At 70.5% G+C, this 24705-nt stretch carries 21 protein-coding genes; 5 read left to right on the top strand and 16 right to left on the bottom strand.

From position 1 onward, the window contains the following. Positions 1-57: 57 nt before the first annotated feature. Positions 58-477: a hypothetical protein gene (locus tag E1286_RS47975; RefSeq protein WP_223190210.1), complete on the top strand. Its 420-nt coding sequence runs from the start codon at positions 58-60 to the stop codon at positions 475-477. 13 nt (positions 478-490) lie between these two features. Here the strand turns inward: E1286_RS47975 and E1286_RS21720 are convergent, their stop codons facing one another. Beyond that, positions 491-853: a hypothetical protein gene (locus E1286_RS21720; RefSeq protein ID WP_132615279.1), complete on the bottom strand. Its 363-nt coding sequence runs from the start codon at positions 851-853 to the stop codon at positions 491-493. Positions 854-995: 142 nt separating this feature from the next. Here E1286_RS21720 and sigJ point away from each other — a divergent pair, with 142 nt between their 5' ends. Then, complete coding sequence (gene sigJ / locus E1286_RS21725; RefSeq protein WP_132615280.1) at positions 996-1955, top strand: RNA polymerase sigma factor SigJ; 960 nt, start codon at positions 996-998, stop codon at positions 1953-1955. 9 nt (positions 1956-1964) lie between these two features. Here sigJ and E1286_RS49320 read toward each other — a convergent pair whose 3' ends face one another. From E1286_RS49320 to E1286_RS21750, 5 genes are all read right to left on the bottom strand, one after another. Beyond that, on the bottom strand, positions 1965-2279 hold the full coding sequence (locus E1286_RS49320) for a cupin domain-containing protein (RefSeq protein ID WP_223190212.1): 315 nt from the start codon (positions 2277-2279) through the stop codon (positions 1965-1967). 304 nt (positions 2280-2583) lie between these two features. Continuing rightward, complete coding sequence (locus E1286_RS21735) at positions 2584-3051, bottom strand: hypothetical protein (protein ID WP_132615281.1); 468 nt, start codon at positions 3049-3051, stop codon at positions 2584-2586. Positions 3052-3223: 172 nt separating this feature from the next. Continuing rightward, positions 3224-3598, bottom strand: a complete 375-nt coding sequence (locus E1286_RS21740; protein ID WP_132615282.1) for an Atu4866 domain-containing protein — start codon at positions 3596-3598, stop codon at positions 3224-3226. Next, a complete protein-coding gene (locus E1286_RS21745) occupies positions 3595-4437 on the bottom strand; it encodes a helix-turn-helix transcriptional regulator (protein ID WP_132615283.1) in 843 nt (280 codons plus the stop codon). Before E1286_RS21745 ends, E1286_RS21740 begins: the two co-directional genes overlap by 4 nt. Positions 4438-4787: 350 nt before the next feature. Next, complete coding sequence (locus E1286_RS21750; RefSeq protein WP_132615284.1) at positions 4788-5168, bottom strand: winged helix-turn-helix transcriptional regulator; 381 nt, start codon at positions 5166-5168, stop codon at positions 4788-4790. A gap of 129 nt (positions 5169-5297) precedes the next feature. Here E1286_RS21750 and E1286_RS21755 point away from each other — a divergent pair, with 129 nt between their 5' ends. From E1286_RS21755 to E1286_RS50360, 3 genes are all read left to right on the top strand, one after another. Next, complete coding sequence (locus E1286_RS21755; protein WP_132615285.1) at positions 5298-5705, top strand: RidA family protein; 408 nt, start codon at positions 5298-5300, stop codon at positions 5703-5705. Between the two features lie 230 nt (positions 5706-5935). Continuing rightward, positions 5936-7153, top strand: coding sequence for an MFS transporter (locus tag E1286_RS21760; protein WP_132615286.1), 1218 nt, complete (start codon positions 5936-5938; stop codon positions 7151-7153). A gap of 55 nt (positions 7154-7208) precedes the next feature. Further along, a complete protein-coding gene (locus E1286_RS50360) occupies positions 7209-7934 on the top strand; it encodes a CGNR zinc finger domain-containing protein (RefSeq protein ID WP_246075029.1) in 726 nt (241 codons plus the stop codon). Here the strand turns inward: E1286_RS50360 and E1286_RS21770 are convergent. The 10 genes from E1286_RS21770 to E1286_RS21815 all read right to left on the bottom strand — a co-directional run bounded on the left by E1286_RS21770 (position 7864) and on the right by E1286_RS21815 (position 24608). Next, positions 7864-8307, bottom strand: a complete 444-nt coding sequence (locus E1286_RS21770) for a nuclear transport factor 2 family protein (protein WP_132615288.1) — start codon at positions 8305-8307, stop codon at positions 7864-7866. The genes E1286_RS50360 and E1286_RS21770 overlap by 71 nt on opposite strands. Then, a complete protein-coding gene (locus tag E1286_RS21775; protein ID WP_132615289.1) occupies positions 8300-8611 on the bottom strand; it encodes a hypothetical protein in 312 nt (103 codons plus the stop codon). The genes E1286_RS21770 and E1286_RS21775 overlap by 8 nt, the downstream gene beginning before the upstream one ends. Positions 8612-8688: 77 nt before the next feature. Further along, entirely contained in the window at positions 8689-10740 is a 2052-nt protein-coding gene (locus tag E1286_RS21780) for a hypothetical protein (protein ID WP_132615290.1), read from the bottom strand. 210 nt (positions 10741-10950) lie between these two features. Continuing rightward, complete coding sequence (locus E1286_RS21785; RefSeq protein WP_132615291.1) at positions 10951-13533, bottom strand: FtsX-like permease family protein; 2583 nt, start codon at positions 13531-13533, stop codon at positions 10951-10953. Beyond that, complete coding sequence (locus tag E1286_RS21790; protein WP_132615292.1) at positions 13530-16562, bottom strand: ABC transporter permease; 3033 nt, start codon at positions 16560-16562, stop codon at positions 13530-13532. The genes E1286_RS21785 and E1286_RS21790 overlap by 4 nt, the downstream gene beginning before the upstream one ends. Before the next feature lie 149 nt (positions 16563-16711). Continuing rightward, positions 16712-18784 (bottom strand): SpoIIE family protein phosphatase, encoded by a 2073-nt coding sequence (locus E1286_RS21795; protein ID WP_132615293.1) that lies wholly within the window; start codon positions 18782-18784, stop codon positions 16712-16714. Between the two features lie 211 nt (positions 18785-18995). Then, positions 18996-19877 carry a carbohydrate ABC transporter permease gene (locus tag E1286_RS21800; protein WP_132615294.1) on the bottom strand — a complete coding sequence of 294 codons (882 nt, stop codon included), beginning with the start codon at positions 19875-19877 and terminating at the stop codon, positions 18996-18998. After that, on the bottom strand, positions 19877-20809 hold the full coding sequence (locus E1286_RS21805; protein ID WP_165969837.1) for a carbohydrate ABC transporter permease: 933 nt from the start codon (positions 20807-20809) through the stop codon (positions 19877-19879). Before E1286_RS21805 ends, E1286_RS21800 begins: the two co-directional genes overlap by 1 nt. An 81-nt stretch (positions 20810-20890) precedes the next feature. Next, positions 20891-22249: an ABC transporter substrate-binding protein gene (locus E1286_RS21810; protein WP_132615296.1), complete on the bottom strand. Its 1359-nt coding sequence runs from the start codon at positions 22247-22249 to the stop codon at positions 20891-20893. A gap of 187 nt (positions 22250-22436) precedes the next feature. Beyond that, the gene (locus tag E1286_RS21815) at positions 22437-24608 is read right to left on the bottom strand and encodes an alpha/beta hydrolase (protein WP_132615297.1); all 2172 of its coding nucleotides are present in this window, start codon (positions 24606-24608) and stop codon (positions 22437-22439) included. Positions 24609-24705: the final 97 nt, after the last annotated feature.

Below are 24705 nucleotides of genomic sequence, written 5' to 3' on the forward strand. Positions count from 1 at the left end.
CCCCTCCCTGGCCGAGGACACCGGCCAGAAAGGGACTCGCAGGCCATGCGCCGAGTCGTGTCTGTCATCTCCGCCACCCTCACCGCCTTCGCCCTCGCCGCGATCACCACCGCCAGTCCGGCCTCCGCCACCCCGCCCGGCATCCCCTCGGCGAGCACCGCCGCCTCCCGACTGGCCGCCCTGACCGTCGCCGCCGAGTCGCACGCCTCCACCTACAACCGCGACCTGTTCCCGCACTGGATCACCATCTCCGGCGCCTGCGACACCCGCGAGCAGGTGCTCAAGCGCGACGGCAGCAACGTCGTGACCAGCTCCTCCTGCGCCGCCACCGCCGGCCGCTGGCACTCCCCGTACGACGGCGCCACCTGGACCGCCGCCTCCGACGTCGACATCGACCACATGGTCCAGCGTGGACAGCGCCGAGAAGTCGGCGCTGAACAGCATGCTCGGCTCCTGCTGATCGCCCACCCCGACTGAGCCGCCCTGCCCGTCACCGCACCGGCAGGACGGCGCTTTCACGCGTCGGAACCCGGCTGAGCTGAAGGAGACTCATGCCGAACATCAGCGCGCCCAGCGGAACGTGCAGGGCCGTCAGGTGCGCGATGCCCAGGGCTATCTGCGCCAGCGTGAGCCCCAGGAACACGGCCGCGTACAGGATGGGCCTGGGCGAGCCGCCGCCCGGCCGCCACACCAGGATCGCGGTGACGAGGTGCACCACCGCCACGGTGAACACCCCGTACGCCGATACGCTGTGCAATGTCCGTCCGGCGGGCGAGGTCAGCAACAGACCGGCGGTGATCGGCGCGGCGAAGAGGGACACGGTTTGCAAGGCGATCGCGACACGCAAGAACATGGGTGGGCTCCTCTACGGTGCTGGATGGTGTCTCAGTAGTCCGACGACACGACCGCCGTGAATGTCAGGCGACGGCTCACACTTCGGTGCGCTGTCACGTCGTTCTGGTGAGGGCGATGCGACAGAGGGAGTCGTCGGCACCATGACCGAGCCAGAACACAGCGGGCCCGATCCGATCACGGGCGAAGGACGTCGGCTGATCGGTCTCGCGTACCGGCTGCTGGGTTCCCTCGCCGACGCGGAGGATGTCGTGCAGGAGACGTACGCCCGCTGGTACGCCATGTCGCGTCGGCAGCAGGAGGCCATCGAGTCCCCCGGCGCCTGGCTGACGAAGGTCGCCGGCCGCATCTGCCTCGACGTGCTGGGCTCGGCCCGGGCCCGGCGGGAGCGCTACGTGGGCGAATGGCTCCCGGAGCCGCTCCCCGAGGACCGTACGGAGTGGATCAACGGGCGGTCGGGCGGCGCCGTCGACCCGGCCGACCGGGTCACCCTCGACGAGTCGATCAGCATGGCCTTCCTCGTGGTGCTGGAGTCGATGACCCCGGCCGAGCGCGTCGCCCTCATCCTCCACGACGTCTTCCGCTACTCCTTCGCGGAAGTGGCCGAGATCGTCGGCCGTACGCCGGCGGCGTGCCGCCAGCTGGCCTGGTCGGCCCGCCGCCGCGTCCGCGAGTCGCAGGCTCCCCCGGCCCCGGCGGCCCGGCGCTCCGGCATCGTCAGGGAGTTCAAGCAGGCCTGGGAGGCCAAGGACATCGACGCCCTCATCGGCCTGCTCGACCCCGACGCCACGGCGATCGCCGACGGCGGCGGTGTCGTCAACGCCGTACTCCGCGCCGTCGAAGGCGCCGAGCGGATCGCACGCTACGCCGTGGACATCGCCGGCTGGGTGCCCGACCTGACGCTCCTGGAACGCACTGTCAACGGTCAGCCCGGTCTGGTCGCCCGGCGAGACGGCGTCACCGTGATGGTGGTGGCGTTCGACGTCGCAACCGACCGGATCAAGCACATCTGGGCAGTACGCAACCCCGAGAAACTCCGGCCCTGGACGGTGGGCCCGGCGCGTCACCTGACATTCCCCGCGGTCGTGTCATCGGACTCCTGAGACACCGGCTCAGGCGCGGGACGCTCCGACGACCACGCAGGCCATGACGACCGGTTCCGTGCCGCGGTTGTGCCAGCGATGGCGGGTGCCGTTCCGGACGATGACGTCCCCGGGATACAGCGTCTTCTCCGCCCCGTCGTCGAGTTCCAGGGTGAGCTCGCCCGGGATCACCAGTTCCATGTCGACGGTGTCGGTACGGTGCATGCCCGGGTCGTCCGGCTCGAGCCAGCCGGTGATGCCGGGCAGTTTCTCCTCCATCTCGCGCAGCCCGGCCTCGACGTCGACCTCTCCGGACGCGCTGTGATCGCCGGGCGGCAGCGTCATGATGAAAACCGGTAACCGCCCCTGGGCGGGAAGAACGTGGTCTTGGGGCCGTTGACGCCCTCATCGGGAAACGTCGGCGGAGCGTCCGCCCGCCATGACTCGTGATAGCTCGAGGTGAACAACTGGACGGTGGTCGCCTCGACCTGGGCGTCCGAGACGAACACCGCATGCCCTTCGTGGTCGTGGCCCGTGACGACACGCCTTATGCCCGTGATCGGCCTCCGCGTTTCGCCGGTCGTTCGGTCAGAAGTCGTCCGTGAGGTGCGTTATTGCGGCTTCGCGGAAGGCGGCGGCCGAACCCGGCTCAGCCGCAGTTGCCCCAGGACTTCCAGCGCGATTTGCCTTCGGCGGCATTGCGGCCGTCATCCCGAATCCTCCCCATGTAGCTGACACACCGGCCCTTGCCGTAGGTCTTCACCGGTCCCAGGTAGTGCTTGACGCTCCGGCCCTCGTTCTCGCCGCTCGCGCGTGAGTTGGCCCCCCGCGTCTGCGTCGTGATCGTGGCCATGACGAAGGTGCGGGTGCCGACGTTCGAGGTCTTGATCGTGGTGACGCAGTTATAGCCGGTCCTGCGGTTGTACAGCAGGTAGACGTAACCGAGGACACGTTTGGAGGAGGTCTTCACGGCCTGCTTGCTGTGGGCGACCCGGGCGAAGCCGGAACCGCACACCCGCTCCGGGGTGACGGCGGAGGCGGCCGCGTACGCGGGATTGACCATGAGCCCTCCGACCGACAGTGCCGCGCCAAGGAGGATCGTCGTCGACTTGCGCATGCAGCCACCCTTCTCAACCGTCTCCCGCCATCCGGGGGGACCAACGGTTGATCATCCTGCCGGATGATTCCGCACCAAATGACCGAATGGTCAAATTGGTCCGCCTGCGCCCTGCCGATCAGGCGGGACAAGACGGCGTTGTCCAGGTGCCCGGGAGCGAGTGACGGCCGGGTCAGCGCTCGCGGTAGAAGATCATGCCGCCGTGGTGCAGCGTGTCGGCGTCGACGAAGACGCCGTCGGCGGTGAAGCCGGTGTCGTCGACGTAGTCGATCTTGTTGCCGGTGACGGTGTACCGGCCGGTGTAGGCGCTCTTGCGGGTGCCGCGCGCCTCGTCGTAGCGGCCGTCAGAGGTCAGTTCCTGGCGGATGTGGCCGTCGGCGGTGACCCACATGCCCACATACGGGTGGGCGGTTTGACTGGTGGGCGTCATGGAGGGCTCCTGAACGATGATGGCGGTACGGGGTGGGGCCGCGTCCCGCTGTGCGGAACACGCGGCGAGGGCGAGGGCTGAGGCGGCGGCCAGCGTGACCGAAAGGCTGCCCTTCATGCCTGCCGTTCTTTCGCGGGGCGGGCGGCCGGGAGCCGGTAGCTGCCCAGCACGGCCAGGGCGTCGGCCGAAGGGCTGCCCGGTTCGGCCTGGTAGACGAGCAGTTGCTGGCCCGGGCTGGAGTTGACGGTCAGCGACTGGTAGCTCAGTTCCAGGTCACCGACGAGATGGTGGTGGAATCGCTTGATCTCCGCGGTCTTGCCGCGCACGTCGTGGCGAGCCCACAGGCGGGCGAAGTCCGCGCTCTTCAGCGACAGCTCGCCGACCAGGGTGCGCAGGGCCGGATCGTCCAGATCGTCGCCGGCGGTGGCGCGCAGCGCGGCGACGCAGTTCTCGGCGGTGAGCTCCCAGTCGCGGTAGAAGGTCCGGGCCGCGGGGAGGAGGAACACCGAAGTGACCACGTTCGTCTCCTCGCCCATCCAGTCGAACAACGCCTCGCCCAGCGGGTTGGCGGCCAGCTGGTTGAGGTAGCGGTCGAAGATGAGCGCCGGGGTGGTGTGCCAGCCGTCCATGAGGCGGATCAGAGCGGCGTCGGCGTACTCCGTGCGCTTGGCCCGTCTGCGCGGCGGCGCCGGGCCGGCCAGCGTGCGGAGGTGGTCGGCGGCGTCCGCGCTCAGGCCGAGCGCCCGGGCGAGCGCTTCGACGACCTGCGGCGAGGGGTGCTTGTCACGGCCTTGCTCCAGCCGGATGTAGTAGTCGGTCGACACGCCGGCCAGCATCGCCACCTCTTCGCGGCGCAGCCCAGGTGTGCGGCGCTGACCTACGGGCAGCCCGTGGTCCACGGGGTCGGCTGCGGCGCGGCGTGCGCGCAGAAATTGCCCGAGCCTGTTGGCGGTCATGAGAAGTCCTTCCGGTGATGCGCCGTTTCGACAGGACCTGATGACTTCACCGTACGAACGGCCGGCACACGCCGGGTAGCCCTGGCACTCCCACCCTCTCCCCGGCGCTCGGCGGCGAGAACGAGCGACCTACACCAACGGCGCCGAGCTGGCCGTCGACGGCGGCGGCTCACAGCTCTGACCCCCGCGCGGTCACTTCCTCGGTACGCCCGGCGCGGACGCCGTGGTCGTCGACCCTCGTCCCGGCGAGAGCGGGCCAGCGCTCCGCGCCGAGCGCCCAGGAGGCGAGGATCCGCAGGCCAACTCAGTTGCCCGGAAGCCGCCGAGCGCCTGACGGGGCAGGCGGCCCTTCAGCCGTCGAACCTGCGGCGCGACGCCTCGATGTGACCCAGGTACTGCTGGGTCCAGCCGCACATCAGGTCGACGGTCGCGCGCAGGGCGCGTCCGGGCCCGGTCAGCGTGTACTCGACCCGCGGCGGGACCGTGGGGTGCACCTCCCGCTCGACCAGGCCGTTGCGTTCCATCATCCGGAGATTCTGGGTGAGCATCTTGTGGCTGATGCCCTCAAGCCCGTTACGCAACTCGCTGAACCGCAGGGTGCGGTCACCCAGCGTCTCGATGATCAGGAGTGCCCACTTGTTGGCGACGTCCGAGAAGATCTCGCGCGCCAGGGAGTCCGCGCGGGAGATGTCGGCGTCCTCCGCCGAGCCGCTGAACTGGGTGGTCACCATGAGGTTCCTCCGTCACCGAAAAGTGCGTTCTTCCACGTCAGCGTTGACTCTCCTACGGTTTCCCAGTAACCGCAAGAAACCGCTGCCGAAGGCACCCGGCCCAGCGGTCACGGCATCGAGGAGACGCCCATGGCCATCACCCTGATCAACCCCGACGGCCTCCCCCAGGTGGATGCCTACCGGCAGGTCGCCGTCGCGACCGGCACGAGGCACGTCTTCCTCGCCGGCCAGGTCGCCTGGGACGCCGACGGCGTCACCGTCGGCGCCGGCGACCTCGCCGCCCAGGTCGAGCAGTGCTACCTCAACGTCGCCACCGCCCTGGCGGGGGCCGGAGCCACCTTCGACGACGTCGTACGTCTGACCGTCTACGTCGTCGACTGGACCCCCGACAAAATGGCCACGTTCCTCGACGGCGTGGCCCGCGCGGCGGACCGCCTGGGCACCACGCCGGTGCCGCCCGCGACACTGATCGGCGTCGTCGCGCTGCACACCCCCGAGCACCTGGTCGAGGTGGAGGCCACCGCCGTCGTCGACTGACCGAGCACACGACCCCGCACCTCCCGGCGCCCCGAGCATCGCCGTCGCGCCAGCCCCCGGAGCCCGGCCGACAGTGCGGCCCGCCGCTCGGAATCGGTACCGGTTAAATTCGGTTGACTGGTAGCACGCAGGCAGCTATGTTCGTGCTTGACAAGGGAAATCCACGATGGTCGGCGTGATCGAGCTACTCCTATAACGCATGACGATGGTGGCCCGACCGAGGAGGCAGCGTGCGAGATCGGTTCGGAAGCAAGACGGCGATCCTCACTCTGATCGCCCTGACCCTGGCCGTGTTCCTCTACGTGACCACCGAGGCGCTGCCGATCGGCCTGCTCCCCCTGATCGCGACGGATCTCGGGACCAGCGCGTCAGCGGTCGGGCTGCTGGTCACCGGGTACGGCCTGATCATCGTGGTGGTGTCCCTGCCACTCACGCGGCTGACTCGCCGGCTGCCTCGACGGCGGCTGCTGTGCGTCCTGTTAGCCGTATTCGTGGTGGCGACCCTGGTGTCAGCCGTGGCGTGGGACTACTGGCTGCTCATGGGTGCCCGGATGGTGACGGCGCTGAGCCAGGCGCTGTTCTGGGCCGTCGTGACGCCGGCCGCCGCCGGCCTGTTCCGGGCCGAGGTGCGCGGCCGGGCCCTGTCGATCCTGTACGCCGGCGCCTCCACCGCCGCGCTGGCCGGCATCCCGGCCGGCACGTGGCTCGGCCAGCTGACCGACTGGCGGGTGGCGTTCCTGGCGCTCAGCGGCCTGGGCCTGCTCGTACTCGTCACGGTGGCCGCCGTGCTGCCCAACACGCCGCCCGGGCAGGGGGCGGCCGACCGGGGCAGCGCACCCGATCGCGGCCGGTATCTGTCGATCGTGGCCACCACGGCGACAGCGATCACCGGTGCGTTCACGGCGTTCACCTACATCAGCCCGTTCCTGACCGGCGTGACCGGCTTCGCCGAGTCGTCGATCGGCCCGCTCCTGCTGGCGCGCGGGATCGCGGGCCTGGCCGGCGTGGTCGCGGTCGGCTGTCTCATCGACCGCCACGGCTGGCTCACCATGACGGGGCTCATCGGCCTGCAGGCGCTGGCGCTCGCCGGGCAGTACGCGTTCGGCTCCTCCCAGGTCGCGACCATCATCATGATCTCCCTGTCCGGCTTCACGCTGGCGGGCCTGACCGCCGCACTGGGCTCGCGGGTGCTCGTGTACGCGCCGGGCGAGTCCGTCATGGCGAGCGCCGGCACCTCCACGGCGTTCAACACGGGCATCACCGCGGGCGCGCTCTTCGGCAGCGTGCTGCTGCCCGGTCCGGGCGTGCACAGCACGGCACTCGTCGGGGCGCTGCTCAGTTCGGTGGCCTTCGCCATCGCGCTGGCCGAGCCACTCTTCTCCAGCCGGCGGAACGCCGCGCCGGCGACCACCGCCGAGCCCCTGACCGAGGACACCCGGGTCACGTGATCCGATGCCCAGCTCGGCAACCCCCATCAACGCTTTAGGTGGTAGCGTTCCTGGTATGCCACTCGACGTGTGCCGGCTGCCGCTGGTCGGCGGGCACCCCGCACTCGACCTGGTCAACACCCTCGAACGCGGGGCACCGATCGACGGCGACCCGCCCCACGACTTCCTGTCCGACACCTCCGCCCTACTGCGCTGGACGCCGAGGGTAGGCCTGATCAACGACGCGGAGGCCGACCGGGTGGGTCAGGCTTGGCGCGACGATCCCGCAGCGGCACACGCCGGACTCGCCGCCGTGCGAGACATCCGGGAGCAGCTGCATCTCGTCATGCTCGCAGCGATCCACCCCGCCGACGGCGGAGCGACGGATGACCCGGGCTCCCCCACCGAGGGCGACCCGATCGCCGCCGGCGCCGCGCTGGTCGGGCTGCACGAACGGTGGTCCGGGGCGGCCGCCCGAGCAACGCTGGTGCTCGACAGGGGTGACCCTCCACAGATCCGGCTCACCTACGGCACCGTACCGGCCCTGCTGATCCCCGACCGGGCCGCCGAAGCCGCCCTCGACGTGCTGCGGACGGCCGACCTGACCCGGGTACGCCGCTGCCCCGTGGCCGAAGGCGGCTGCGGGTGGCTGTTCCTCGACCAGAGCCGCAACGGTTCCCGCCGCTGGTGCCGCATGGCAGACTGCGGCACCACGGCCAAGGCCCGCCGTCTCACCGAACGCCGCCGCGCCGCGCGCACCGCCCCGTCAGCGCGTGCCGGCTCACCGGACAGCGGCCTGTGAGTCGGCCGCGGGTCTTCCGGTAGGCGTCCTTGAGGCAGATCTTCCCGTCGCTGAAACGCCACAGGTCGATGCCGTGCTCGCAGTACGGCGAGCCGTCATCGGCCACGAGGTGGTACGTCCAGGTGCACACGGCCCATGCGCCGTTCACGAGCGGCTCGCCCTGCTCGATGACCGCGCCGGCATCGTGCTCGAACATGGCACGGAAGCCGTCGGCCAGCTCGGCATGGCCGCGGAAGGTGCGGCCCGGCTCGGGGCCGACGGACGCGGCGTAGACCGCGTCCTCGGTCATCAGCTCCAGCAGACCGCCGACGTCGCGCCTGGCCCAGGCGTCGGCGAAACGTTCCAGGCATTCACGCGGGCTCTTCTCAGACATCGTCGTCGTACTCCTGTGCGAGGTAGGCGTCCAGGTCCGGGCCGCCGGGGTTGGCGAGGACGTGCGTGATCCAGGCGCGCCGCTCGAAATCGGTGACGCTCAGCTCCCACACGCATCCGGCCGCCTCGCTCGGGTGCGGCGCGAGGTGCTCAGGCCGGTCGGCCGGCGCGGACAGGATGCGCTGGTGGACCTCGTTCCTCTCGGCCCACCAGCAGGCCAGCGCATAGCAGAGCCGGGGCGCGTCATGGGCGATGACGAACCCGACGCCGTACCGGTCGGGCGCGACGGCAGGCGCGGGGAGCACCCCCCGGGCGGCACGGCCCGCTGCACGGGGCCGGCTCGTTCCTGGATCGCTCACGATGTCCGGAACTCGACCGGTCGTCAGGGGATGCTGTGGGGGACGGTGACGACCAGGTGCCAATCGTCGTAGTAGGGGCTGCCGTCCATCCAAGCGATCACTGGTCGGCCACGTCCGTCGAGTGTCATGGCCAGGCCGAAGCCCGGGGAGTTGCGCATCTTCGCCACCGGCGTGTGCGTGCAGCGCGTCCCCGTGCAGGCGGCGACGACGAGTTGTTCGCGGTCCAGGTCCTGGTAGGCCACCAGCGCGCGCTCGGAAGCATCCAGCACGAGGGCCGGTGCCAGGTGGTCCTGGCCGGGCGCGGACAGCACGGCCGTGTCGGCCTGGGAGCACGCCTGGTTACGGCAGTCGAGCAATCTGATCGATCCGTCGGCCGAATCCCGGTAGGCGATCACCGGGCGGCCGTCGTACCGGATCGCCATGGTCGCGCCGGACCGATCGCGGTATTCCTCGTGGCGCCAGGTCTCACCGCCCTTGACCGGCTGCTCCACACGCATCCTGGCGCACTCGTGATCCTCACAGGTGATGACGGAGATGGCCCCCGTGTCCTCGTCGAAGCGCAGGACCACGGGATCGGCCACGGGGGCCACGCCGATCACGAGTCCGCGATCCTGATAGGACGAGGTGCTGAAGGGCAGCTTGGCGACGTCCTTCGTGCGCGGGCTGGTACAGGCCGGATCGTCGCACCTGGTGACGGAGAGCATCTCGCCGTCCTGCCCCGGCAGCGGGCGCACCTGGGCGAGCATCAGGCCGCCGTAGGGATGTTGCGTCATCGCCACGATCCTGTCCTCGGTCTGCGCCCACGTCGCGACGACGAGCCGCCCGCCGACCAGCCGGGCGGCGGGCGCCCTTGGCGTCTCAGCGGCGCCGACCGGCTCGGCCCAGGCGTAACGGGTGCCTGCGCAGGTGCTGTCGGTGCAGGTCAGCAGCTTGGCCTGCGCGAAGGAGTCCATCAGCATGACCATCCGCCCGCCCTCGCCCGCGTGAATGGCCTGCAGGTCCCACCCGCTGACGGTCGGCTTCGGACGACCGTCCGGCTGCGGTTCCGATGCCCCTTCGCGGCTCCAGGAGGCGGTGACGACCGTCTGGGTGACCTCCAGCCAGCCGAACGGATTGACCAGCATCGTGCCGCCGTACAGCAGGCCAGGCAACAGCAGCGCTCCCACTACCCGCACCGGCCTGAGCGGGCTCGCCCCGCACTCGGGCAGGCGCTCGACGATCTGCCCGAACTCCGTGACCAGGCGCCGGATCGCCAGGCGGTGCAGGAGCAGGCGGGCGATCACCGTCCCTTGGAACGCCGGGGTGGCCAGGCCCAGGACGGAGGTCGCTACACCGTGCGCGAGGGGGTTTCCCGACGCGCCCCACAGCACCGCTTGCTGGGCCGCCGCGGGAAGGATCAGCACGCCGAAGGCCAGCGTGAACGCGCCCGACCAGAGGCCGCCGTTCGTCGGCCCTACCGCGCGCAGCAGCCGGTAAGCACGATGGAGCGCGCTCCCCGCAGATGCTCCCTCCAGGACCACGATCGCCACGGCCAGCAGGCACGGCATCGCGAGCAGCGCCAGGGGCACCATCACGAGGAACGCCCCCAGCAGGTGTTCGATCCACAGCAGCATGCCGAGACCGGCCGCCGCAATCACCACGAACACGAGCGCGCCCAGCAGTGTGAGCGACAACAGCGGCGACCACCGCCGCATCGTGGCCCGCATCGCCGCGGACGTGGTGACGGGCCTGCCGGTCAGCAGCCCGGCGGCGAGCACCACGGTCGCGGGCACGACCACGGCCTGCCCGGCCAGCGAGGCGAGCAACGCCACCAGCGTCCACACCAGCAGGGGCCACCCCGGCTCGCCGAGCAGCTGGAACTCACCGTTGACCTGGGCCGCCGACTCATCCGTCACCGTCGCCAGCCCGGCCAGGCTGAGCACGCCCATCGGCACGAACATCAGCAAGCTCGGCACGACGAGCCGGAACAGGTGCCGCGCCGCGCCGGCGTAGGCCCGCCAGACCACCCCTGCCCGCCGCGCGGCGGCCATGGCTTCGTCGTGGCGGGTTTCGGTCCGTAGCGCAGCCTCGGACATGAAGGCCTCCAGCGCGGGGGGATCGCCTTGTGGCCATGAGCGTAGGGTCCTGGGCCTGCGGGGAAGGGGAGGGAGGTCCAGGTCGGCATGGGATCGAACCCGCGGTGGAGCTCGCTGCGTACTCGTCGGCCGAGCGAGGGGGTTGGCACCGGCGAGTGGCTGCCGCCATCGTGGGCCGCTGCGGCTGATGCCGAGCAGCCGCGCCACGGCTCAGGGGTCGCCCACGCGGAGGGCGGCGTCGAGGTTGCGGCGGCGGCTCATGGCGGTGTGCGCGTACGCCCCGAGCACGGCGCACAGCCCCAGCCCGGCCGCCAGCGCCACGGGCGTGAGCAGGCCAGGCGGGTGATCGGCGACGGGCAGGTCACCGGCGAACGCGGACATGTCCACGCCCGGCCCGAGCGCGGCCGGCAGGGCCAGACCCAGAGCCAGGCCCACCGGCGCCGTGACGAGGACGACGGGCAGCGACTCCAGCAGGGTCAGCCGCCGGGCCTGCTGGTCGGACAGCCCGAGCGTACGCAGGAGCGACACCTCCCTGGCCCGCCCGGCCGCGCCGACGGCCAGCGACAGGACGATCGCGACCAGCGCGTACGCCCCCAGCGCCACCGTCACCACGACCATCGTCGTGCGGACCGTCCCGGTGAGCGGGTCGGCCTGGATGGCCGCCAGCGCCGCCTCCTGCGTCTCGACGGCGCCCGACGGGACCAGCCGCGCCAGCTCGACGGGCGAGATGTCGCCCTTGATCAGCAACGTGTCAGCCGCCGGCCAGGGCAGCACCTCCCGCGACACGAGGACGAACTGCCCGCTGGAGTAGAAACCGGGCACCGAGTCGATCACGCCCTGGGCGGTCAACCGCACCGGCGACAGCCACATGATCTCGAAGGCGCCCCGGCCGCCCACGGCGGGCGAGAGCAGCGCGGAGGTGTCCCCGGACAGCGCGGGCAGGCTGATGGGCGCATCCTCGTTGACCCGCCGCCACTGCTCCAGGTCCACGGCGACGGCGTACGGCCGCTCCCCGGTGGCCCCGATCTGCACCCGGCCCGTCAGCGCGAGCGCCACCTGCTCGACCCCGGGGGCCCGGCGTACCCGCTCGATGGCGTCGGGCGGGATGTTCGCGACCGACGTCAGCTTGATCGGCGCGCCCACCTTCTGCCAGGACGCGAGCCGCTGCGTGGTGGTGATCCCGTCGTGGACCACCGCGGCGAACACCGACAGGCTCAGTGCGGGCAGCAGGATCAGCACCGGCAGCGCGCCCGTGGACCGCTCTCTGGCCGCCCTGGTCAGGCCCAGGAACGGCAGGGCCGCCCGCCCCCGCGCGGTCAGCCGGACGAGCAGCCGCAGCGGGTACGGGTAGCACCGCAGGGTGATCAGCGCGGCCGCGAGCGTCAGCGCGACCGGGATCAGCAGCAGGAACGGATCCTGCTGCGCGGTGCCGGACGGCCCCCTGGCCGTCAGCAGGTACGCCCCCGCAAGCGCGAGCACGACGACCAGCGCCTCCACTGTCACCCGCCGCGCGGACGGCCGGGCGATGACCAGGTCCGCACGGCGCTCGCGCAGCGGCGTGCGATGCGCGAGCGTCAGGCGTGCCATGGCGAAGGCCACGGCGGTGACGAGCACGAGCGCCGGTCCGAGGTGCACGATCGGCAGCACGGGCCCCGGCAGGAAGAACGACAGGGCGTACCCGGCCAGGGCCGCGGGCCCCACCGTGAGCGCGGTCAGTCCGGCCCCGGCCGCCGCCACCTGCCACAGCGAGGCGCCGCGCGCCCGCGCCAGGGCCATCGTGCGCTCCATCCGGTCCGTCAGCAGCCGCACGCCCAGCGCGATCACGCCGAGCGCGACCGCCAGCAGGCCGCCGAGCACCAGGTACATGACGGTCCGCGCGGCGGACAACGCGACCAGGAATGCGGCGAACAGCTGGGGCAGCCCGGTGACCAGGCGGTAGCTGGTGCTGCCCGTCCCCCGGATGTCCACCTGCCGCCGGAACTCGGCGACCGCGGCTTCGACGCCCAGCACGTCCAGGGCGCTCGCGGCCCGCCCGTCGAGGGGGAGGACCCAGCGGTAGGCCAGGGTACCGGCCTTGTTGGTCAGCGCGCTCAGCCCGTCGTCCGACATCAGCGTCGTCGTGTGGAACTCCTCCGGCCCGTCCACCGGCACGACCCTGGTGACGTGCAGGACATCGGCGTCGTGGCTCCAGGAGCGGTCGGCCGGGTTCCTGGCCCTGAAGACGCCGACGATCTTCGCGGCGGTGTGCACGCTCTCGCCGAGCATCTTGGTCTGGCCGACGCGCAGCCCCATCCGGGCCACGGCCTCCTCCACGACGCCCACCTCGATGACCGGGATCGTCGTACCCAGGTACCGCATGGTGGACGGCTTGCCGGGCGCGCGGCCCTGCACCCAGTCCACGCGCCGGCCGGCGTCGGACAGCCAGCCGAGGTTGACGAAGGTGCGGGTCAAGCTCGTCTCGTTGACGGGCGTGCGGGAGGTCTTGGCGCTGATGTGGCCGCCGGACCCGATCAGGGGCCGCAGCGCCGCCGGGAGGAGCCGGCGCCAGCCGAGGTCGCCGCCCTCGAACTCCGCGCGTGAGCGCAGCTCACCGGGGGGCAGCGCCGGAGCCCCGGTGACCGTCAGGTCGGTCCGCACCGCGGCGGCCTCGGTCAGCGACCGGCGCAGCGCCTCGTCGAACGACGCCTGCATCGTCCTGGGCAGCCCGGCGACGAGCAGGCAGGCGACCGCCGTCAGCACGACGAGCAGCGCCAACGTGCCCGCGTGCGCCCGGACGCCCAAGGGGATTCTCACCGCTCCTCCAAGGTCTGTCCCCGCCACCCGCGCCGGGCCGGTCCGGCGACGATCGCGACCAGCACCGCCGTCACCAGGGCCAGCATCGCGGCGACGGCCGCCCACGGAATGTGGAACAGCACGCCGGGCGTGACCGCCGACGCCTGCCCGGTCAGTACGACGCGCGGGACCACCAGGTTCCCGACGACCGCGGCGAGCGCGGTGCCGGCCACGAGCGACGGCCCGATGACGAACGCCTGCTCCGTGGCCAGCATCCCGAGCACCTGTCGGGAGCCGGTGCCCAGCGCCCGCAGCACGGCGAACTCGGCCCGCCGCTCCCGCGCCGCGACCACGGCGTTCATCAGGAACCCGAGCAGCGCGAACCCCAGCGCCGCGGCGAACCCCAGGGTCAGCGCCCCCTGCAGCGCGCCGGCCAGCGGATCGTCGCGCAGCTTGGCCGCCAGCTCCCGCCGGTCGACCGCGGTCACGTCCCATTGGGGGTTACGGCGGAGAATCTCCCGCGCGGGCGCGGTGTCGGCGGCGGCGAGCCACCATTCGGTGGCGGGCCGGGACGGCTGCGCCGCGGCCAGCTCGTACGCCTGCAGCGCCTCCCAGTCGGCGAGCACGGACTGCTGGTCCGGGGCGCTCGTGGGCATGCTCGTCACGATGCCGGCGACCTCGACCCGCACGACCCGGCCGGCGAGGCGGACGGGCCCGCTCTGCCCGACGTCCAGCTTGAGCGTGGCGGCCAGGCCGGAAGTGAGCACCACGGGCAGCGGCCCGGGCTCCCGCGACGGCCCGAAGGCGATCACGCCCTGCGGGTGAGCGACGGCCCCGGCCACCGGCATGTCCCGGCCGTCCGCGCTCAGCCCGGTCAGCCTCAGGCCGGCCTGCTCGCCCGCCACGAGGCCGCGTACCGACAGCGGGTAGGTGATCGTGCCGGCGCGTCCGGCCAGCGGGGCCAGGTCGAGCTCGATCCGGTTGCCACCCTCCCGCAGGTCGCCGAGCGGCAGGTCGCGCCAGACGCCCAGCGCGTCGGACAGCACCAGCCGGGCCGGCACGGCGGCGCGTGACTCGACCCGCACGGTGAGGGCGCGCGGCCGTCCGGGCAGCTCCAGGCGGCGCGCCCGATCTCCGGCGAGCGCCGCGGACAGCTGCTCCACCGTCCGCGCCGACAGGTCGGGGCGCAGGCGGAACAGCTCGTCGAGCCTGCCCGCGTCCAGGGCGAGAAGCAGCGCGCTCTCGCCGCCCACCGCGGTCGGCGCCCGGAAGGCGGGGGAGGCGGCGGTGACGCCGGGCAGCGTCGTGAACGCCGTGCCACGGCCGAGCGCCCCCAGCTCGGGCCCCTCGGACGGCCCCGACAGGCGCAGGTCGGCCGCCGCCTGGTGATCGGCCTGGTCGCGTTGCGAGGCCTGCCAGGTGGAGGTGGTGGCCATGGAGACGACGCCGATCGCGATCGCCATGGTGAGCAGCAGCGCGGGGCCGGCGTACTTGAGCGGCCGCCTGCTGACCTGCCAGGCGCCCAGCGCGGGGGCGAGGGTGGGCCGGCGCGAGGTCAGCCGCTCGGTCAGCCGCGACACGCGCGGCACCAGCCGCAGCCCCAGCAGGCCGCCCGCGAGCAGGGCCAGGGCCGGCCCGGAGATGATCAGCGGGTCGATGCCGAGCCCGCCCGCCGCCGTCGCGGTGACCGGCGCGCCGTAGCGCTGGAGCTGCCAGATCGCCAGCGCGGCCACCGCCAGCAGCGCCAGGTCCGCGCCCGACCCTTGGATCAGCCCGCGCCGGCCGCCGCGCCCGCGCGCCGACTGCTCCTCCACGTACGTGCGCCGCGCGCCCGCCACGGCCGGCAGCGCCAGCAGCACGGCCGCGGCGAGCGCCACGCCGAACGACACGAGGAACGTGCCGAGATCGGCCGCCGGCGTCAGGCGTACCCCCAAGGCCCTGATCCAGGGCAGCAAGCCGATCAACGCGAGCAGCGGCGGCCCGAGGAACGGCGCCACGATCGCGCACGGGACCGCCACCAGCAGCGCCTCACAACCCGCCAGCGCCGCCAGCCGCGCCGTGCCCGCGCCGCGCGAGCGCAGCAACGCCACCTCCATGCGGCGGTGGTCGGCCAGCAGCCGCGCGGTGAGCATCAGCGCGTACCCGGCCAGCAGCAGCAGTTGCAGCACCGGGATCAGCACCATGGAGCGAGCCACCAGAGACGCGGTGTCGAGCCGGCTGAGGAGCTCGGGCAAATCGCTGGCGATCAGGCAGTTCACGCAGCCGGCCGTCGCCAATCGCTCGCCCACCCGGCCGACGGCCTCGGCCAGCGGGCGCAGCCGCTCGGGCGTCAGCGCGCCGAGATCCGGCTCGGCCGCCCAGACGGCCCTCACGCCGGTCGCGAAGCGCGCGACGAACGTCTCCTGCGTCACCATCACAGGCCCGTACGTGGTGTACTCGCCGCGCTCCACGCCCCTGCTCAGCAGTTCCTCACCGGCCCAGCGCTCACCCACGGGGTCGTCGAGCCGGAAGACGCCGACGACGCGGACCTGGACCGCGCGCCCGTCGAGCCGCGCCTTCGTGACGAACTCCCCGCCGAGCTCGAACCCGGTTGCCGCGGCCGCCGGCTCCGAGATCGCCGCCTCGACGGCCTGCCCGCCGGTCCGCGGCCACCTGCCCGCGACCAGCCGGGCGTGCCGGTCGAGCCCGTCGTGGCTGCCGAACCGCAGCAGCTCGGGCAGCTCCTTGCCGTCCTGCCCCGGCATGACGTACGAGTCCGAGCGCAGGCTGGTGGTGACGGCCGGCGGCGCTCCGTAGGCCGCGGCGAGCTCGTCGCGCACCATCCGGCCGTACTGCGGGAAGGTCTCGGCGTCGACATGGGCGCTGATCGTGGTGGTCGTCTGGCGGTACGAGGCCGTCTCCATCGCCCTGCGCACACCCGCGCCGGCGATGGAGGAGGCGTACATCGTCAGCGCCACCAGCGTGGTCGTCGTCAGCAGGATCGAGCCGTACGCGGCCAGGAGGAGCAACGGCTCGCCGAGCGCCCGCTTGACGACCAGCGGCCCTCGCATCGTTCGTCTCCTTCCCCGATGCCTAGACCTTCGGGCCCGGCAGGACTGAGGGCAAGGGTGACGACGCACCTGATACGCGCATGTGATCCGCCGAGGGCGCCGCAACCGAGGTGTGGAGTGGTTTCAGCCGGCACCTCCGGCGCACCCGTCTACTGTGGACCGGCGTAGCCCGCGGAAGACCGGGAGCAACGCAGGGCGATCATGGCCACGTCGTCGTCGGTCCGGCGCGGCAGGAAGCTCAGCAGGTCGTCGCAGAATATGTCCAGCGGCATCGGGCCCAACGCCGAGGCTCGCTCGCGCAGCCGCTCGAAGCCGTTGTCGAGATGCTCTCCCCGACGTTCGACCAGGCCGTCGGTGTAGAGCAGCAGCGTGCTGTCCGGGGGCAACGGCTCCCGCGCCGACATGCACGGCGTGTCGTACGGGACGCCGAGCAGCGGGTTGCAGGCGGCGTCCAGGAAGCGCGTCTGGCCGCCGGCGGTGACCAGCAGCGGCGGCGGATGCCCCGCCACCGAATAGTTCAGCTCGTACCCGCCGCCCTCGCACCGCTCGGCCCGGGCCAGCACGCACGAAGCCGTCTCCTCCGCGTAGAGGGCCTTCATCGCGGCGTTCATCCGGGCCAGGACGAGGCCCGGCGGCTCCTGACGGTCCACGACCAAGCCCCGCAGCATGGTGCGGAGCTGGCCCATCACGACGGCGGCCCGCAGGTCGTGGCCCGCCACGTCACCGATCACCAGCACGGTGGCGCCATCGGGCAGCACGAACGAGTCGTACCAGTCGCCACCCACCTCGGCGGCGGTCGGGCTGGCCCGGTAGCGTGCGATGATCTGCAGGCCCGGCACGCGCGGCGGCTCCACCAGCAGGCTGTACTGCAACGCCAGCGCGATCCGGTGGGTGCGCTGAAAACGCATCGTGTTGCTCAGCCGGTCCTGCATCTCGTCGATCAACTCGCGCAGCAGAGCCAGATCGCCCTTACTGATCGGCGGCCGGTCACCGGTGGTCGAGGCGGTGAGCACCGCGGCGACCGTCCCGTCCACCACGACGGGGAGCACCGCGACGCAGTTGCCTTCAGTGGCCTCGATCCACGTCCGGGTGCCCGTGGGCAAGAGGTCCGCCGGAGGCTGCCCGCGAGGGAAGGTCTCGCAGAACAGCCGGCGGCGGCGGATCGCCCGCGCCATCCCGCCGCCCGGCGGGTGGCGTTCCCCGCTGAACGGCGGCCACCGCGGCAAGCCGGGACGCACGGCCGTGGCCACGCGTTCCAGCAGGAAGTCGCCGCCCCGCGACAGGTCCTCCGACAGGTCGATCACCCAGTAGAAGCCGCACCCGTCGGCCAGCTCGGGCACGACGACGTTCGCGAGCGCGTCCAGCAGGTCATCGACGTTCGTCACGTCTGTGGTCGCCGCTGCGGCGGAGTCGAGCAACATCCTGCGGCGCTGTCCCCGCCATTGCTCCTCGATGTCGGTGACTGTGCCCACCCACTCCACCACGTGACCGTCCTGCCGCACCGGGACGCCTCGCGCCTCGAAATGCCGAAAAGAACCGTCCTCAGTACGCACGCGGTAGACGCACTTCCAGCACTCGACCTGATCGCTGACCGCTCGCCGCCATGATGCGATGGTGGCCGGGAGATCGTCGGGGTGTATGGCCTCCAGCCAGCCGTGGCCACGGCTCTCCTCCCATGACTGGCCGGTGATCCGCTCCCAGGCGCGGTTCGGCTCGATCACCCTCCCCTGAAGATCGGCCACCCAGATGACGTCCGCGCTGACGCGTATGAGGCTCTGGTAGCGGCGCAGGACGCGGCGCCGCTCGTCGGCGACCTGTTGCAGTCGTCGCGCCGTGGTGACCTGCTCGGTCGCGTCCATGACGATGATGAGCAGCCCATGCTCGCCGTCGTCGAAGGAGACACGGGAGAGGCTGGAGGTGATGTACTCCTCTTCCCCGGTCCGGCGGCTCGGCGCGGCGAAGATCGGTGCCCCCGTGCGCTCCTTCGGTGCGCCTGTTCTGTAGACCTCGTCGAAGACGGCGAAGTCGTCCTCCTTGGAAGGCCCGGCATACGCCCGCCTGATCGGCGTCCCCATGGGGAACGTACCGACCCGCGCCCGGAGCATGGCGTTGGTGTACACCAGCCGGTGCTCAGGCCCCCTGGTCACCGCGATGGCCACCGGCACGGAGTCGAACAACTCCAATGCCGGCCCGCTGATGCCCGCGTCGCGGACGTCTTCCATGGCGTCTTCCCCCGATGACACCTCTTCACCGTGGTCGTCAGTGTCCCCTGCCCCTCACCAAAGACGGGAACCCGACAACCACGCCAAACCGGCATGAACGGCGCGGTCGGGGAGACCACCGGCCAGCTCAGCGGGTCGGGCTCGCCAAGTAACCGATCTTCCCGTCTCAGCCCATCCGCACAGGTCGATTGCCTGGAAGGCCGACACCGGCTTACCTCAGGCCACCGACGGACAACCCTCCGCGCCAGTGCCGCTGAAGCGTGAAGAAGGCGATGACGAGGGGAACGACCGACACGAGCGCGCCCATGATGATGAGGCTCCAGAGGGAGGTGCTGCCCGCGTTGTTCGCCGAGGCGATTCCCTGCCAGAGGCCGAGGCCGACGGTGACGGGGAACAGACGGTTGTCGGAAAGCATGGCGAGAGGCAGGAAGTAGTTGTTCCAGGACGCCACGGCGGACAGGAGCAGCACGGTGACCACTGCGGGCCGCATCAGCGGGAATGCGACCTGCAGGAATGTTCGCACCTCACCCGCGCCGTCGGCCCGCGCCGCGTCCAGGATCTCGTCGGGAACCGCGTCGCGCGCGTATACGTGCATCAGGTAGACACCGAACGGGTTGAGCAGTGATGGGAGGATCACCGCCCAGATCGTGTTGGTCAGGCCGAACTCGGAGAACATCATGAAGGTGGGGATCACCAGGGCCGTCGCCGGCACCATCAACGCGCCGAGGACGAGTGAGAAGCTGAAGCGCCTGGCGGCGAACCGGTATTTGGCGAATCCGTAGCCGGCCATGACGGCCAGGATCGTGGCGCCGACGCCACCCGCGAGTGCGTACAGCGTGGAGTTGAGGATCCACCTGCCGTAGATCCCGTTGTCATAGGCGAACAGTTGTTCGAGATTTCCGAGGTAGTCGATCCGCTCGGCGAACCACAGGGTGTTGCCGCCGCCGAACAGGCCGGGGGCGTCCTTGGAGCTGTTGACGATGACCCACCAGAACGGCACGAGGAAGTACACGACCAGGAAGCCGAGCAGCACCTGCAGGGGAAGGTGGCGTTGTGGCCGGCGGCGGGCACCGGCGCGGGAGCGGTCACTCATCACAGGAAGCTCCTCCGCTTGCGGGTGAAGAACAGGAAGGCGTAGACACCGACGAAGACGATCCCGCCGAGAGCGAAGGAGATCGCCGATCCATAGTTGAAGTTCGCGAGGGAAAACGCCTGCTGATATGCGTACATGTTGGGGGTGAAGTCCGGTCCGATCGTGCCGGCCGCGAGGGAACGCAGAATTTGCGGTTCGTTGAAGAACTGCAGGGTGCCGATGAGCGAGAAGACCAGGATCAGGAGCAGCGCGGAGGCGATCAGTGGGATTTTGATGCGGAGTGCGACCTGCCATGCGCCGGCGCCGTCCATGCGGGCGGCCTCGTAGAGCGTCGGGTCGATGCCCTGCAGCGCCGCGTACAGGATGATCATGTAGTAGCCGGCCCACTGCCAGGTGACGACGTTGACCAGACCGTAGAAGATCAAGTTACTGCTGAGGAAGTCGGGCGCGGTGGCGCCGAACAACCCGAAGATGTCGGTGAGCGGCCCGAAGCTCTTGCTGTACAGGAATCCCCACATGACCGCCCCGATGACCGTGGGGATCGCGTAGGGGAGGAAGATCATTAAGCGGGAGAAGCGGACGAACCGCGATGTTATGGCATCCAGAATGAGGGCCATCGCGAGCGCGACGATGATCTGCAGTGGGATGGAGACCAGCGAGAAGCGGATGACGAACCACGCCCCGGACAGGAAGCTCGGGTCGGTGAACGCCTTCACGTAATTGTCGAGAAAGACGAAGCTGGTGCCGCCGATCAATTTCTTCTGGAAAAGACTGAGGTAGAGCGCGTACGCGAGCGGCGCGATGAGAAACGCCAGAAAGACGATCCCGAATGGCCCGACGAAGAGCCAGCCCATCACATGCTCACGGAGGCGCACCTTGCCGCGAATTTTCTGCGTCCTGACTTGGGTGCGTGGCGCACTCTTCTTGATCATGAGGGTCAATCTGGACTCCGGGAGGTCGATGCTGGGGGATCGCGGGTGGGCCGGCCGGTGACAGACGGCCCACCCTTTCCGTCACTGAACGGTGAAGCCTTGTTCTTTGGCGTAGTTCGCCACGTCAGCCTGAAGCCGGTCGGCGGCCTGTGCGCCGGTGACGGAGCCTTCGATGAGGGCACTGACCTGCTTCGTCATGGCGTCGAAGTAGTACTGGCCGAACGGGCTGTAGGTGACGCCCTTGTAGGCGTTGGCCGCGGGGACGTAGACCTCCTTGTTCGCCTGCTGGCCGTCGAAGAACGCCACCTTCAGGTTGACGAACTCGGGGTCGTTGATGGCCTTGAGGTTCAGCGGGAAGATGACCTGATTGGTCCAGCCGTGGGTGAGTGACTCCTCGTCGGCGTAGAGGCCGTACGCCACCTTCGCCGCGAGTTCGGGGTTCTTCGCCTGGCTCGTCACGGAGAAGGCAGACCCGCCCCAGTTCACCTGCACCGGGTTACCGGGATCCCACTGCGGGAGCGGCGCCACCGCGAACTTGCCGGTGTCCTCGCCCTTGCCGACGCCGGCACCGGTGAGGTAGCCGGGTGCCCAGGCCGCCGAGATGTACGTCGCGTACTTGCCGTTGATCACGCCGGAGATGTACTCCGGGGTGAACTGGTCCTGCGTCCCGACCAGCCCGTTCTTCGCGAGGCGCCCCCAGTAGTCGAGCACCTCCTTGGAGGCCTGGTCGTTCAGCTTGACGCCGATGGAGCCCTGCTGCGCCGGGTCGTAGGTGAACGGGGCCGCGCCCTTCTGGATCTGCAGCGCCATGGTGAGAGCCGACACGTTCGCGGCGAAGTCGCCGAACGGCGGACCACCCGCGTCCTTCATCTTCTGGGCCGCCTGCTCGTACTCGGCCCACGTCTTCGGCGGCGTGATGTCGTACTTCTCGAAGATGTCCTTCCGATAGATCATCGCCATGGGGCCACCGTCCACCGGCACGCCGTAGACCGCGTCACCGACCGAGACGTCCTTCCACGCGCCCTCGCTGTAGTCGGCCTTGACGGCGTCGAAGCCGTACTTCTTGATGTCGACGAGCGCGTTCTGGATCTGGAAGGTCGGGATCCGGTCCATCTCGATCATGATCACGTCGGGTGCGCCGGTGCCTGCCGATATGGCCGTCTGGAACTTGTCGTACTCGTCACTGCCTTGACCGACGTTGGTCCAGCAGACCTGCACCTCGTTGTTCTGCTTGTTGAAGTTGTCGACGACGAGCTGCATGTTGGGGTACCAGCCCCACATCGTCACGACCGGCAGATTCTTCTTCGAGATCGTGTTCGTGCAGTTGCTGGCGCCGCTGCCGCTCGCGGTGCTCGCGCCCCCTCCCCCGCCGGGGGAGCAGGCGACCAGCGCGGTCGCGGCGGCGAGCATGGCCGCCGCGGCAAGGAGTCTCTTCTTCATTGGCATATTTCCCTTTGGGATCGCAGCGCACGAAAGTCCATGCGCCGCCGCTGGAATGGAGTGATCGGCCGGGACGGGACGCAGGTGACGCGACCCGCGCCCCGTCCTTCGCGCTGACCTCCATGTGAGCGTTAACATTGGCGGTGCCCGGCGACACCCACCCTGGTAGGAGGCCGGGCGGGTCTGCCTAGCGCTTGAACAGGCGTGGTGCCAGGTCGATGAGGTTCTTCTGCCACACGTCCCAGCCGTGCGGCCCCGGGGTGACCCCGTCGAACTCGTACCGGATACCGAGGTTGTCCATGGTGGTCAGGGACGTCATGAACGACGGGTACACGAAGTCCGTCTGGTCGCCGACGTACAGGCGCAACAGCTTGGTCCCGTTGTTGACCGCCTCCGCGTCGACGTCGGCGCCGCTGCCGAAACCGGCCGAGAACGCCGCGACGTAGGCGAACTGCCCCGGGTGCGCCTTGAGCACCCCGAACGTCTGCCCACCTCCCATCGAGAGGCCGGCGAGGGCCTGCCGCGACGGGTCGCTGGAGATGTTGTAGCGGGCGCGGGCCGCCGGCACGATGTTCTCCAGCAGTTCCTTGTTGAAGTCGGACACGTTGCCATTGCCCATCACGACCACCATCGGCGCCAGATCCCCGTCGAGGAACTGATGGTCAAGGATCTGCTTGGCGCGTCCCATCTCGACCCAGTCCGTGTAGCTCTGGCCACCACCGTGCTGAAGGTAGAAGACGGCATACGGCTCCGCGCGGTCCGGGTCGTATCCCGGCGGCGTCCAGACCAACGCGGTCCGGTCCTGGTTCGCCACGGTGCTCCGGTACGTCATGCTCTCGACCTCTCCGCCCTGACCGGCGGGAACGTCCGAGAGCAGGCGCGCCTTCTCCCCTGGGACGAGGAAGGTGCTCCAGGCCGGCTCGGAGGTCACCTTCGTCGGGTTCGACACGTCCTTGACCGGGACCCGATCCACGATCAGCCGGTAATAGTAGAACCACGGGTCGAGCGGACCCACGGTCGCCCGCCACCGGTCGCCCGCACGAGACAGCGGGATGCGCAGCCAACTCCCGTTGGGAGCCCAGTTCGCCCACACCGTGACGTGCCGGGCTTCCTTGAAGTCCGTTGTGGTCTCGAAGGTGACGAAGCCGTCCTCGGTCACGAACGGCGTCGGAGTGGTGCCTGCCGCCGGCGGGGTGAACTCGCCCTCCAGCTGCCCATGACCGGCGCTCGGACCGTGATCCGATACCTTGCGGAACAGTCGCGGCACGAAATCAATCAGGTTCTCCTGCCAGGCGTTCCAGTTCGCCCCGGCGTCGGGGTTGACCCCATCGAACTCGTACGTGATGCGGGCACTGTCCAGCGCCTTCGTCAGGCGGTTGGTCGCGTTGTACGCGGGGTCCGTCACGTTCCCCGTGTACAGACGCACCAGCTTGACGTGGCGGTTGATCGCGTTCGCGTCCGCCCTGCTGACGCCGTCCGCCAGGAGACCGGAGAACGAGCCGGCGTGGGCGTACTGACCCGGGTGGGTCAGAGCGGCGCGCAGCGCCTGCGTCCCGCCCTCGGCCACACCGGCGATCGCCTGATGCGCCGGGTCGCGATGGACACGGTAGCGGTCGGCGACCGCGTCCCGGAGATCCTTGTCGTCGCCCGGCCCGCTGCCGTCGCTGATCACGACCACCATCGGCTCCATGGCCTTGCGGACCGTGAGGTTGTCGAAGATCTGCTTAGCCCGGCCGAGGTCGAGCCAGTCGGTGGCGCTCACACCGTCGCCAGACCGCAGGAACAGCACTGGATAGGCATGACGGCCTCTGGCCGCGTATCCCGGCGGCGTCCACACCAGAGCCGACCGCTCCTGCTGCTCGGCCCGGTAGACCAGGGTCTCGACCTTGCCGCCCCGCCCCTCGGTCACGTCCTCCAGCAGGCTCACCGAGTCGCCCGGCACGAAGAAGGTGCTCCATAGAGGCTTGGACGCCACGCCGGTGCTGTTCGTCGGATCCTTGAGACCCTTGGTGTCATCGCCCGTGACCTGGTAGGAGTACAGCCCGGGCTTGAGCGGGCCGAGGACCCCCGACCAGACGTCACCCCGGCGGGTCAGGCCGAACTCCGCCCAGGCGGAAGAGGGGCCGAAGTTCCCTTCGATGACGACCTGCGACACCGCGCCCACACCGGCCTCGATGGAGGCTGCCGGAACGCTGAAGGACGCGTAGCCGTCCTCGGAGACGTTCAGCCACGGCGTGTCCGCCGCCGCCGGCCTTGGCACGAGCAACACTGCCGCGACCGCCATGACCCCGGCGGCGATCGCCGCTGCGAGCCGGCGCCCGCCAGGGCCTGACCTGCCGTGATAAAGTAAAAAAGGCATGCGCAAACTCCCTAAAGGCTGGCCACGGTTGATGCCCGACTGGCCGGCCTGATTCCATGCGGTGGATGATTGTGGTTGGTGTTCGCACCTCCTTCCG

This window comes from Nonomuraea terrae (assembly GCF_004348995.1).
In the GTDB taxonomy this organism is placed as follows: domain Bacteria; phylum Actinomycetota; class Actinomycetes; order Streptosporangiales; family Streptosporangiaceae; genus Nonomuraea; species Nonomuraea terrae.